This is a genomic window from Clostridium sp. MB05 (assembly GCF_046581255.1).
Classification (GTDB): domain Bacteria; phylum Bacillota; class Clostridia; order Clostridiales; family Clostridiaceae; genus Clostridium.
Genome location: NZ_CP174370.1, coordinates 1,884,233 through 1,897,169, shown reverse-complemented (window position 1 = coordinate 1,897,169; position 12,937 = coordinate 1,884,233). Strand labels below are relative to the sequence as shown.

Genomic DNA, 12,937 nt, shown 5'->3' with positions numbered 1-12,937 from the left:
ATCATTTTTCCTCACCAGCTTTAAGCTTTTTCAATTCTTCTTCTGTTAAAAAACCTTCTAATTTACTTGTTATAGAACTTGGACTAGCTCCAGCTTGTACAAGTAATAGTGCTTCTATACACATCTCTTTTTCTATTATTTCTTCACTATTTAATATTTTTAGTTTATTAGCTATTGGAAGCCACAATAAATTTGCTGTCCCTATACCATAAAGCGTTGCTATAAATGCTACTGCAATTTTAGGCCCCAAAGTGCTTGGATCATCTAAATTACCCAGAACTTGAACTAGTCCCATTACTGTTCCTATAATTCCCATAGTAGGAGCATATCCTCCTGCTGCTTCAAAAATAGAAATTCCTTGATGATGTCTTTCTGATATTTGCTCTAACATAGTTTCTAATGATCCTTTCATTATTTCTGGATCAATTCCATCTACAATCATTTGTAAGCCCTTTCTTATAAAAATATCTATGTTAGGATTGTTTAGGTCTAATTCCAAGCTAAGTAATCCATTTTTTCTTGTTTTAACTGCAATCTCCTTAAAAAATTCTACATTTTCTACAATACTGCTTTCTCTCTTCTTAAATGCAATTGCAATAACTTTAGGAAATCTTTTTAATATTTTTCCTGGAAAAGCAACTCCAATAGCCCCTATCGTTCCTCCTACAACTATTAATAAAGCTGTAAATTGATATAAAGCTCCTAAAGCTCCTCCTTCTAATATAAATCCTAAAATGATACAAGTAAATGCAAATATTATACTAATTATTATCGTAATGTCCATATTTCACCATCCATATAAATTTATCTTCTAAATTATATATTCTTTATTTTCATATATCAATTTCATTTTTCTGTTGTTTTTTATCCATTTAAGTCCATTTTATTGCATAAAAAAAAACTATTGTGCACTAACTAATTTTATCGTTATAATACACAATAGCTTAAAATTTTTATAGTTTTTTCTTAACTGCCTTAACCCATTCCTTTGCTCCACGAACTGAATCCCAAGCTGTTTCTGCATTTTTCATATAGTATATTGCATCTTCTTCCGAACCTAGACTCTTTAGTTCTGGTGGGTTTTTAGGAATTCTTTTTTGTTTTATAATATAATCTATAACAAATTGATTAGAAGCATTCGCGATTCTTAATGCCCTCTCTGCCTCATCTTTTTTACCAACTTTAAATAAATAAAGTGCCTTTGAAAACTTTGTAGATGGTAAATAATCCCCCTTATACCTTTCTAATAGATTCTCCGCCTCCTCATCTAAACTCTCTGAGATGAGCCAAGAAAGCAATATGCCTCTTATTAATAGCCTATCCTCTGGACATAACTCTATTAAATCATTAAATTCTTTTATAGCCTCTAATTTTTCATTTATACTCCAAAGTAAATTTCCAAGTCTATATTTTGCACTATAATAAGGCCTAGTAATTTCTAAATCTAAGAATTTTCCAATATAATTTTTTAGATTTTCTTTTCCTATAACATTCTCAGCGGCTTCTATTCCCTTAATTACTAAAGCTTTTTGTTCTTTTATATTTAATGAGTTATCATATGAAAGTATTATATACGCTTCTGCACAATTTTTACTTATTTCTAATGCTTCTCTAGCTAACTTAACTTTCTTATTATAATTCTTTTGGTTCCATGCTTCATTAGCTAATTTATTAGCTTTTTTTAAGTCTTCATCCTCTTTAACATTAACTTCCATTTTAGAAACACAGACTTCATCTAATGCTAACTTTTTTACAATTTCTTTACTTTCTTCTTTATCTTCTTTACCTTCTATTTCACCAACTTCACTCTTTAAAGAAGTTAATAACCATTTTTCATCTTCTATATCTATTAATGATCTTACTTCCTTCGATTTTGAAAGCCCTGTACTACTACTTACATTAAATATTTTATATAAATCCCCAGCTTTAATATTAATTTCTGTTTTATTTGTAAATAGTCCATTTTTTAATCCCAAAGCATGTACAATTCCACAAGCCCATGAATTTGCTTTTCCTTTATTTATAGAAGTTGTCTCTAATTTGCATATTTCTTTACATAAGTTCTCTGCAAGAAACAAATATTTTTTATTTAAGCTTTTTTTACAAACCTCTTCAATAGCACTCATTATTTCTAAATATCTTTCATTATTTACCCTAGATGTTTTTTGCATTACTTATTTTCTCCTCTTTCCTTTATGGTATTTGGAATCCCGTAAATTAATTCTCATCTTTAATGATTATTACTTAATTAATAATTTAAGCCAATGTTTTATATTATATTCTATATTAATACTTTTTTCAAATAATAGCATTTTTAGCTATTAGTTATAATTAAAATTTTGTAAATTTGTAACAATTGCCGAATTATGCTATAATATAAGAAAGATAATTTCAAAGGGGGAATTTTGAATGAAAAAGAACATTATAGCTACATTACTATTATTATTTATACCTTTTTCAATAATTTCTTGTACTCCTAAAACTCCAGCTAAAAACGATACAACCTCTAATATTAATGTAAATGAAAATAATTCATCTAAAATTAATGTTAATGAGAATAATTTAGCTGAAAATGATACAATTAATAAAGAGAATAATAATACTCCTCCAGAAATAATAAATGATAATGCTAAAATATATTATTACGATGCTGTTAATGATAAGATAGTTTATATAAATGAAACTATTGAAATAAAAAATAAAGCAGTTGCAACAGCTTTGGTCAATGAGTTAAAAAAGGCTCCTAATGACGAGGTTGCATCATCAATATCTACAGACATTTCACTTATATCAGCTAATGTTGACGAAGATAAGGATTGTATAACATTGAATTTTTCTTCTAACTTTGTAAAAGCTCAAAACCTAGGTGGTGGAGCTGAGTCAAGTACCCTTAATGCTATATGTAATACATTTGGTAATTATTTCAATGTAAAAAACGTTATAATAACATTAGAAGGTAAACCTTATAGCTCAGGTCATATTTTGATGAAAGATGGAGAAGCATTTAAGGTTGATTTAAGCAATACTGTTGAACTAAGTAAATAATATCTAATAAGTAAATACTAACTAAGGAGATTTTAAAATGAGATATGATGAAAGCAAATGCCCTAATTGTGGTAATACAACTAAAGGCGATATAGTTTATAAATGTACTCATTGTTATGATATTTATTGTGAAGCTTGTGCGGGAGATGGTCCTTTAGATACCACTTGTCCTCATTGTGGAGATCTATCTGCTGAAAGACTTTATGACATTAAGTAACTCTATAATAAATATAATACTAAAAATAAGTTTATATCATTAATTTAATGATATAAACTTATTTTTTTATTTATACTCAATTCCTCTTGTATAAAATAAATCATCTGATATAGCTGCAATTCCCTTTATCTTTTTACCTTTTTTTATTCTTTCTTCTTTTATAGGATCTAATGGATATGCATTTCCATTAAACTTTAATACTCTAAAATCCTCTCTCTCATTATCTAGTACTTTTAGTATTAAGTTTCTATATTCATTAGTTTTGTCTTCCGAAATAATTATAGGGCTTGTTGCATTACTTATTTTTGATATTACTTTATACTCATTATTTATTTTATCTAATACAGCTAAAGTTGCCCCTCTTTCAGTACAAAATCTAGGTCCTTCTAAATAAACTAAAACCTGATAACTATCACTATCCTTTAAATTTACTTTATTATATAAATAAGTAACTTTATCTTCTTCTGGATTTAATAAAAATTCTTTCTCTATTGTTCTCTCTATTAAGTTGTCCTTTATAACTTCTGATTCTATAAATTCAACTTTTGAAAAATCTATATACTCTTTTCCACCTATATTATTTAATACTTTTTCTTCACATCTAAGTAATGAATTAGGCCTTTTCTCTCCTAATATAGTAACAAAAGAATTTATTTTTTCAAATTTTGTATCTTTAAAGCTTAGAATGCAATTTAAATTTCCTAAAATATCATTTTCATTTATTCCTATTATCTTTTGTATTGATAAAATATCTATTTTATCATTCCTACTTAAATTTATAGGACTTATTTCAGATACAGGCAAAACCTTTCCAAATATCTCCTTTTTCAACTTTCCATTAGAGTCATAAATATTATTTAAATAAGCTTTATCCTTTTTACTTATATCTATTAAGTAATTTATATTAGTATTTATATCTACTAAATTAACTTTATAATTATCTTGATATAATACTTGATAAATTTCTTCTCTCTTATAGTAGCCTGTATCAAATATTTTCACTTCTTTATCACTATCTATTGAATACATTTCTCCTAGTATATAGCCATTATTCTCTTTATTTTCTATTGTAAATAGTATTTCCTTATTCTTATCAATTTTAAAGTTTTCTAAAGTTATTTTAGGATTATACCCTCTTATTCCTCTTAAGCTTATATCAATCATACTTCCATTTTCTCCGTCAGAAACTATAATTTGCATATTACTATAAACTGCATTCTTCCCCTTTCCCTCTACATTACCTAATAAATAAATAATATCTTCTTCTCTTTTTCCCTTTACGTTACCGATTTTAGTTATTATTACACTCTTTTGATTGGGTACTTCTAATTCAGTTCTTAATAAATCTTTTATATACATTAATATAGCAACCTCTTTTTAATTATTATTACAATACATACTATTACACTATAATAAATTTTGTTATTTTAAATAAAAAAATAAGGTAGGAGTACCCTACCTATAATATAACTTGCAACTAATTGTTAGACATATTTTTTTATTTTCTTTAGGTTTAAATTAAAATGCTCCTTCTCCATCACAAACTGGGCATTTAAAACTACCTTCTCCACTACATGTTACGCATCTTAGATTAGGTGATTTTTCTGTACCACAATCACAGCTTATTCTGCCAGTTCCGCTACAGCTAATACATTCATTCATATAAATATCTTTATTAACCTCCACAGATTCGCCTCCTATTATTAGTTCCATTAATTAATTATTGTCTAACAAAATAAATTTATTCAATTTATAAGTAAAAGTTGTTAAATATCTCTAAAACTACTAAAAGTCATAATGTATTATAAAACACATTATGACTTTTAATAATTGTAAGTTAAACAGAAATTTCGCTCTTAACTTTTAATGCTTCTTTATTATCCTCAATTATAGGATTTATGTAGTTTTCTATAAATTCTACAACTTGACTTGGTGCTCTTCCAACAAACTTAGTAGGATCTATTATATTTAATATTTCACCCTTACTTAACTTAAAGCTATCATCATTTATAATTCTTTCTATTAAATCGTTATCTAAGCCCTCTCCCTTCACTCTTTGAGCTGCTGCCATTGAATGAACTCTTATTTTTTCATGAAGCTCTTGCCTGTCTCCACCTCTTTTTACAGCTTCCATCATTATATTTTCTGTAGCCATAAAAGGAAGTTCATTATTAACATGACTCTTTATTACTTTTTCATATACTACCATATTTTCAGCAATATTAATATAAAGGTTTAATACTCCATCTAAAGCTAAGAATGCTTCTGCTACTGCAATTCTTTTATTAGCTGAATCATCTAAAGTTCTTTCAAACCATTGTGTTGCAGCTGTTATTGCTGGATTTAATGAATTTACTATAACATATCTTGCTAAAGAACTCATTCTTTCACTTCTCATTGGATTTCTCTTATACGCCATTGCAGATGATCCTATTTGATTCTTTTCAAATGGTTCCTCAACTTCTTTCATACTTTGTAGTAATCTTAAATCATTACTAAACTTATAAGCACTTTGTGCAACTTCTGATAATCTATTTAATACTATAGAATCTAATTTTCTAGGATATGTTTGACCTGTTACGCCATAGCTCCTTTCAAATCCCATCTTTTTAGCTACTATATTGTCTAACTCTTTAACTTTTTCTTCATCATCATTAAACAAAGTCATAAAACTTGCTTGAGTACCAGTAGTTCCCTTGACTCCCCTTAGCTTTAAAGTAGATAATAAGAAATCTATGTTCTCTATATCTAAAACTAAATCTTGCATCCAAAGAGTTGCTCTTTTTCCTACTGTAGTTAATTGTGCAGGTTGAAAATGGGTAAATCCAAGAGTTGGCATATCTTTATATTTCATTGCAAAATTTGATAAATGATTTAATACTGTTACTATCTTTTTCTTTACTAGTAATAGAGCATCTCTCATAATGATTATATCTGTATTATCGCCTACATAACAGCTAGTAGCTCCTAAGTGTATAATTCCCTTTGCATTAGGACATTGTAATCCATAAGCATATACATGACTCATAACATCATGTCTAACTTCTTTTTCTTTTTTTATAGCCTCTTCATAGTTTATATTATATATATTAGCTTTAAGCTCTTCTATTTGCTCTTCACTTATGTTTAACCCTAATTCTCTTTCTCCTTCTGCTAAAGCAACCCATAATTTTCTCCATGTTGAAAATTTCATATCATCTGAAAATATATAACTCATTTCTTTTGATGCATATCTTGAATTTAACGGTGTACTATATAAATCTCTCATCCTTAGATAACCTCCGAATAAATTTTTATTTTTCTTATTTATAATTCGTATTATAACATAATAAAATTATTTTTTCAGCTTTTTTAAATTATTTTCAGTTATATTTTGATTATTTTTTAATATATATATACTGTATTAATTCATAAGGGGGATAAATTATGTGTAAAATTAATTTAATGGATAAAATATCTTTTATATTAGTATTAATTGGTGCTATAAATTGGGGATTTATAGGATTACTAAGTATAAATCTTGTTACTTTATTAGTTGGTGGCTCAGTTTTACTACAAAGAATAATATATATAGCTATATTTGCAGGAGCTATTGATTTAGTTTTATTGATGTTTAAATGTAATTCCTTAAAACTATTTAATTAACTACATACTATATATTATAAATAGAAAATAAAAAAGTGCCCCTTGGCACTTTTTTATCTTAGTCTTCTAAGCTAGCTATTAAGTTAACAATTTCTTCAACTGCTAAAGCTTCGTCATCTCCACTTGCTAAAACAGTTACTTTTGCTCCTTTAGTAACTCCTAAAGAAAGAACTCCGATTAAACTCTTAACGTTAGCTTTCTTCCCATTAAATTCAATGCTTACATCTGATTTGAAAGATGAAGCCTTCTTTACTAATAAAGTTGCTGGTCTAGCATGTAAACCAGTTCCGTTGTTTACTACAACCTCTTTAGATATCATTAAACACACCTCTTTACATTAAATTTAAAATAGTTATCTACTTAACTATTTCATTATATATGCAAATAAAAAAAATTTCAAGGTTTATAATGGGCTATTTAACTTATTATGAAAAAGAACTACCTTAATGTAGTCCTTTTCTTTATTTTGCCCAAATAAATTCTCTCCCCAATTTAAACTCCATTTAAATAATATTTAAAATATGGAACTTACTATCTTGGTTGAACGATTAGTTTTATTGCTGTTCTTTCTTCACCATCTATTTCTATATCAGTGAATGCTGGAACACAAACAATATCTTTTCCGCTAGGGGCAACGAAGCCTCTTGCTATAGCAATTGCTTTTACTGCTTGATTTATAGCACCTGCTCCTACTGCTTGAATCTCTACTATATTTTTTTCTTTAATTATGGCAGCTAATGCACCTGCCACTGAATTTGGATTTGATTTTGTTGAAACCTTTAATACTTCCACTTGTCTTTACCTCCTAGATAAAAATCGTTTACAATAAAATTCAAAGTATTTACCCTTGCATTATATATATTCTATGACTACTAGAAAAATCCTTCTTTATTTTGAAAATTTTTTTATATTTAAAAAAATTCTTTCCCTTAATAAAAAATAAGGTACATTTTGCTTTGCAAAATGTACCTTATATTATTTAGCATAATCTACTGCTCTTGTTTCTCTTATAACATTAATTTTAATTTGACCTGGATATTCTAACTGTTCTTCTATACTCTTAGCTAAGCTTCTAGCTAATTCTATAGATCCAGCGTCATCTAAATGATCTGGTTTAACCATAATTCTAATCTCTCTACCAGCCTGAATCGCATATGATTTTTCTACACCTTCGTAAGAATTTGCAATTTCTTCAAGTTTCTCTAAACGCTTAATATATGCTTCTAGAGTTTCTCTTCTAGCACCTGGTCTTGCCGCTGATATAGCATCAGCTGCTTGAACTAATACAGCTTCTAGTGTTAACATTTCAACATCTCCATGATGCGCAGCTATAGCATTATATACAGCTTGTGATTCTCCATACTTCTTAGCTAAATCTCCACCTATTACAGCATGGCGACCTTCTTCTTCTTGTGTTGCTACTTTACCTATATCATGTAGTAAACCTGCTCTTTTAGCTAAGTTTACATCTAAGCCTAGCTCTGCAGCCATAACACCAGCTAAATATGAAACCTCAATAGAATGTTTTAACACATTTTGTCCATAACTAGTTCTATACTTTAGTCTACCAAGTAGTTTAATTATTTCAGGATGAACACCATGAACACCAGTTTCTAATGTTGCTTGTTCTCCTTCTTCTTTAATATCATTTTCAACATCCTTAGTAGCTCTTTCTACCATTTCCTCGATTCTAGCTGGATGAATTCTACCATCCACAATTAACTTTTCTAAAGCTATTTTAGCAATTTCTCTCCTTACTGGATCAAAACTTGATAAAATAACTGCTTCTGGAGTATCATCTATAATTAAATCTACTCCTGTTAATGTTTCAAGAGTTCTGATATTTCTACCTTCTCTACCTATAATTCTACCCTTCATTTCATCATTTGGAAGGGCAACAACATGTACTGTTGACTCTGATACATGATCTGCGGCACATCTTTGAATAGCAGTTGTTATAATTTCTCTTGCCTTTTTATCTGCTTCTTCTTTAGCCTTTGCCTCTATATCTTTGATCATAATAGCAGTTTCATGAGTTATTTCTCTTCTTACTTCTTCTAAAAGAATTTCTCTTGCTTCTTCAGTAGACAGAGTTGCTATTCTTTCAAGCTCCTCTCTTCTTTTAGAATATAGCTCCTGTACATTTGCTTCCATTTCATCGATTTCTTGTAATCTTTTATTTAGTGCTTCTTCTTTCTTTTCTAAAAGATCACTCTTTTTGTCTTGGGATTCTTCTCTTTGAATAAGTCTTCTTTCAAGTCTTTGAATTTCGTTTCTTCTTTCTCTTGAATCCCTCTCCAGATCATTTCTAAGTCTATGAACTTCTTCCTTAGCTTCTAAAATTGATTCCTTCTTAGTAGCTTCAGCTTCTCTCTTAGCATTTTCCAAAAGAGTTTCTGCTTCTTTTTCTAAGCCTTCTATCTTTGTTTTAGAAGCGCTTTGTATAGCTTTATAAAGTACTAAGCCTAATACGACTAATACTATAATATCAACTATTACCCAAATAAGAATTTTATCCATAACAACACCTCCTCCATTCATATAAACTTATAGTTTAACAGAAAATGTAGTAGGCATCATACTTAATCTAACTGATATTTGAAATATGATAAAACCAGTATTTGTTATTATTTTATCTTAAAATTAAAATTATGTCAAGTTTAGTTACATAAATAAGGAAACAAATTTTAATTGTTTACATAATTATGAAATCCTTGTTTGAGATTATTTTCTGCCAAATATAAATAATAAAGTCGATAATAGTAATTAGAATATTACTATTATCGACTATTATTATTAACATATTTATCTAACTATATTCGAATTATTATTAAATTTATTCTTCTTTGCCATTTTTATTTGTAGAAACCTCTTTCATAACTGGTAAATCATATTTTTCTCTTATCTTATTTTCTATTTCTAATGCTGTTTCAGCATTATCTTTTAAGTATTGTTTTGCATTTTCTCTACCTTGGCCAAGTCTTATATCGCCATAAGAAAACCATGCTCCACTTTTTTGAACTATTCCTTCTTTAACACCTACATCTACAATATTACCAGTCCTTGATATACCTTCATTATACATTATATCAAATTCAGCTTGCTTAAATGGAGGAGCTACTTTATTTTTCATTACCTTAACTCTTGTTCTGTTTCCTACAATGCCTTCACCTTGCTTTATTGAATCAATTCTTCTAACATCAAGTCTAACTGAAGAATAGAACTTTAAAGCTCTTCCACCTGTTGTAGTTTCAGGATTTCCAAACATAACTCCAACCTTTTCTCTTAATTGGTTTATAAATATAGCCACACAGCCTGTTTTTTGGATAGTTCCTGTTAATTTTCTTAAAGCTTGGGACATAAGTCTCGCTTGAAGACCAACGTGAGAATCACCCATTTCACCTTCAATTTCTGCTCTTGGAACTAATGCTGCAACTGAGTCAACTACTATAACATCAATTGCTCCTGAACGAACTAAAGCTTCAGCAATTTCAAGCCCTTGTTCACCTGTATCTGGTTGTGAAACTATAAGATTTTCAGTATCAACCCCTAAATTTCTCGCATAACTTGGATCTAAAGCATGTTCTGCATCTATAAACGCAACAGCTCCACCATTTTTTTGAGCTTCAGCAGCAATATGTAAAGCTACTGTTGTTTTACCTGAACTTTCTGGTCCATATATTTCTATTATTCTTCCCTTAGGAACTCCCCCTATTCCTAAAGCTATATCCAAGTCAAGACAACCTGTTGAAATAGATTCTATATTTAATGAACTATTCTCACCTAGTTTCATTATAGATCCTTTACCAAACTGCTTTTCAATTTGACCCATTGCATTTTCTATAGCTTTTAACTTATCAATATCTATATTTCCCATATAGCACCTTCCTCTCTAAAACGAACATTTGTTCTATAAATAAATTATAAAGTATTTATTGAATATAGTCAACATCTAATATATATTTTTTTAACATAATATTTTCCATATTAAAAGTTCCAACTAATTAGATGGAACTTTTATTTTAAATTATACCCATTTTTTTCTATTATAAACTATTTATTAGTATCTATTATCTTTTTATTTTTTTTAAAGTAATCATACCCTGATACTATTGTCATTATTACAGCTAAAAACAATAGATATTTGGGTCCATATTTAATAATTATCTTAAATGTATCGCTTGCTGATACTAATGACATTAAATATTTTGAAGACCCTATATTTACTTGAATTAATGAAACTATTATAGCTGCTATTTGCGTAACGGTTTTAACCTTTCCCCACATACTTGCAGCAATTACCTTTCCTTCTGATGCAGCAATTGTTCTAAGGCCTGAAACTGCAAACTCTCTTGCAATTATCACTACAGTTGCCCAAGCTGGTACAACTTGAAGTTCAACTAATGAAATTAAAGCAGCTGTAACTAAAAGTTTGTCTGCAAGTGGATCCATAAATTTTCCAAAATTAGTTACTTGATTTCTACTTCTTGCAATATATCCGTCTAATTGATCAGTTAAAGATGCAATTATAAATATAAAAGTAGCTATGAAAGTTCCATATGGAATGTCATTTACCGCAATAAATATTAAAAATAACGGTACTAAAAATATTCTTAACATTGTTAGCTTATTTGCTAAATTCATTACATACCTCTCCTACTAAATCATACTCTAAAGCCTCTTTAATTTCTACCTTAACAAATTCTCCTCTTTCAAGGTTTTTAGTGGTATTAATTAATATAATTCCATCAATTTCTGGCGCCATTTCTGAACTTCTTCCAATAAAATATTTTCCTTTTCTTCCATCTATAATAGTATCATAAACTTTAGATATTTTCAATTTGTTTAACTCTTGAACTACTATTTTTTGGACCAACATAAGTTCTTTTTGTCTTTCTTCTTTTACTTCTTCATCTATCTGATTTTCCATAACTGCAGCTGGAGTTCCGTCTTCTTTTGAATATTTAAAAACCCCAACATTATCAAGCTTATATTCATTTAGAAAATCACAAAGCTCTTTAAAGTCTCCCTCTGTTTCACCAGGGAATCCAACTATAAGAGATGTTCTAAGAGTTATCCCAGGAATTCTTTTTCTTAATTTATCTATTATTTTTGTTATTGTTTCTTTATTTGTTCTTCTTGCCATACGCTTTAATATGTTATTACTTATATGTTGTATAGGTAAATCTAGATATTTTACAACCTTTGGATTTGTTGCCATTTCTTCAATTAATTCTTCTGTTATTTCTTCTGGGTAGCAATAAAGTAATCTTATCCATTCTATGCCCTTAACTTTTGAAATTTCTCTAATTAATTCATGAAGTTTATTTTCTTTGTAGATATCCACTCCATAATAAGTTAAGTCTTGTGCTATTAAAATAATTTCCTTAACTCCATTTTCAGCAAGAATATTTACCTCTTTTAATATATTTTCTATATTTCTACTTCTAAACTTCCCTCTTATCTTTGGTATTATACAATAAGTACAATAGTTGTCACAGCCTTCTGCTACTCTTATATAAGCTGTATGTTTATCGGTAGTTAAAAGTCTTATTCCTTCATTTATATTTTCATCACTATAATTTGCTGCAAGTATCCTTCTTTCGCCTTTTATAAAGTCTAATATAAGCTTATGTAGCTTCATATAGTCATTAACACCCATAAGTATATCAATTTCTGGCATAAGATTTAAAAGCTCTTCACCATATCTTTGTGTTAAACATCCTGTTGCTATAAGCATTTTACATTTATATTTATTTTTATACTCAGCCATTTCTAGTATAGTATCTATAGATTCTTGTTTTGCACTTTCTATAAACCCACATGTATTTACTATTATTATTTCAGCTTCCTTAGGATCATTAGTTATTTCATAAAATTTATTTATTGTTCCTAGTATAAGTTCAGAATCTACTCTGTTTTTATCGCATCCTAAACTTATCATACCAACTTTATACTTTTCCAAAGATACTTCCTCCTACGTTTTCTACATTATTTCTCACTTAGCCTAAACTTATTTTAATGTACAAA

General features: G+C 28.4%; 14 protein-coding genes. 3 read left to right on the top strand and 11 right to left on the bottom strand.

All coding sequences use genetic code 11. From position 1 onward, the window contains the following. Position 1 precedes the first annotated feature (1 nt). Together ACH36K_RS08855 and ACH36K_RS08850 are read right to left on the bottom strand one after the other, a co-directional pair. Positions 2–784: a flagellar motor protein gene (locus tag ACH36K_RS08855; RefSeq protein WP_411170565.1), complete on the bottom strand. Its 783-nt coding sequence runs from the start codon at positions 782–784 to the stop codon at positions 2–4. Between the two features lie 169 nt (positions 785–953). Next, positions 954–2,171: a DUF6398 domain-containing protein gene (locus tag ACH36K_RS08850; RefSeq protein WP_411170564.1), complete on the bottom strand. Its 1,218-nt coding sequence runs from the start codon at positions 2,169–2,171 to the stop codon at positions 954–956. A 238-nt stretch (positions 2,172–2,409) separates the two neighbouring features. Here ACH36K_RS08850 and ACH36K_RS08845 point away from each other — a divergent pair, with 238 nt between their 5' ends. Then, positions 2,410–3,045, top strand: coding sequence for a GerMN domain-containing protein (locus ACH36K_RS08845; RefSeq protein ID WP_411170563.1), 636 nt, complete (start codon positions 2,410–2,412; stop codon positions 3,043–3,045). Between the two features lie 37 nt (positions 3,046–3,082). Next, complete coding sequence (locus ACH36K_RS08840; RefSeq protein WP_411170562.1) at positions 3,083–3,262, top strand: hypothetical protein; 180 nt, start codon at positions 3,083–3,085, stop codon at positions 3,260–3,262. A gap of 66 nt (positions 3,263–3,328) precedes the next feature. On the opposite strand, the gene ACH36K_RS08835 is transcribed toward ACH36K_RS08840, so the two are convergent. The 3 genes from ACH36K_RS08835 to purB all read right to left on the bottom strand — a co-directional run bounded on the left by ACH36K_RS08835 (position 3,329) and on the right by purB (position 6,530). After that, positions 3,329–4,621: a hypothetical protein gene (locus ACH36K_RS08835; protein WP_411170561.1), complete on the bottom strand. Its 1,293-nt coding sequence runs from the start codon at positions 4,619–4,621 to the stop codon at positions 3,329–3,331. A gap of 159 nt (positions 4,622–4,780) precedes the next feature. Continuing rightward, a complete protein-coding gene (locus ACH36K_RS08830; protein WP_411170560.1) occupies positions 4,781–4,948 on the bottom strand; it encodes a hypothetical protein in 168 nt (55 codons plus the stop codon). A gap of 151 nt (positions 4,949–5,099) precedes the next feature. Further along, positions 5,100–6,530 (bottom strand): adenylosuccinate lyase, encoded by a 1,431-nt coding sequence (gene purB / locus ACH36K_RS08825; RefSeq protein ID WP_411170559.1) that lies wholly within the window; start codon positions 6,528–6,530, stop codon positions 5,100–5,102. 158 nt (positions 6,531–6,688) lie between these two features. Between purB and ACH36K_RS08820 the strand changes: the two genes are divergently transcribed. After that, a complete protein-coding gene (locus ACH36K_RS08820) occupies positions 6,689–6,907 on the top strand; it encodes a DUF378 domain-containing protein (RefSeq protein ID WP_411170558.1) in 219 nt (72 codons plus the stop codon). Positions 6,908–6,965: 58 nt separating this feature from the next. Here the strand turns inward: ACH36K_RS08820 and ACH36K_RS08815 are convergent, their stop codons facing one another. The 6 genes from ACH36K_RS08815 to rimO form a co-directional block, all read right to left on the bottom strand. Next, the gene (locus ACH36K_RS08815) at positions 6,966–7,226 is read right to left on the bottom strand and encodes an HPr family phosphocarrier protein (RefSeq protein ID WP_411170557.1); all 261 of its coding nucleotides are present in this window, start codon (positions 7,224–7,226) and stop codon (positions 6,966–6,968) included. A 212-nt stretch (positions 7,227–7,438) separates the two neighbouring features. Beyond that, the gene (locus tag ACH36K_RS08810) at positions 7,439–7,699 is read right to left on the bottom strand and encodes a stage V sporulation protein S (RefSeq protein ID WP_016206312.1); all 261 of its coding nucleotides are present in this window, start codon (positions 7,697–7,699) and stop codon (positions 7,439–7,441) included. Positions 7,700–7,882: 183 nt separating this feature from the next. Continuing rightward, a complete protein-coding gene (gene rny / locus ACH36K_RS08805) occupies positions 7,883–9,427 on the bottom strand; it encodes a ribonuclease Y (RefSeq protein WP_411170556.1) in 1,545 nt (514 codons plus the stop codon). Between the two features lie 316 nt (positions 9,428–9,743). Beyond that, entirely contained in the window at positions 9,744–10,784 is a 1,041-nt protein-coding gene (gene recA, locus ACH36K_RS08800; protein WP_411170555.1) for a recombinase RecA, read from the bottom strand. Positions 10,785–10,960: 176 nt separating this feature from the next. Beyond that, on the bottom strand, positions 10,961–11,551 hold the full coding sequence (gene pgsA, locus ACH36K_RS08795) for a CDP-diacylglycerol--glycerol-3-phosphate 3-phosphatidyltransferase (protein ID WP_411170554.1): 591 nt from the start codon (positions 11,549–11,551) through the stop codon (positions 10,961–10,963). After that, positions 11,535–12,872: a 30S ribosomal protein S12 methylthiotransferase RimO gene (rimO, locus tag ACH36K_RS08790; protein WP_411170553.1), complete on the bottom strand. Its 1,338-nt coding sequence runs from the start codon at positions 12,870–12,872 to the stop codon at positions 11,535–11,537. Before rimO ends, pgsA begins: the two co-directional genes overlap by 17 nt. Between the last annotated feature and the right edge of the window lie 65 nt (positions 12,873–12,937).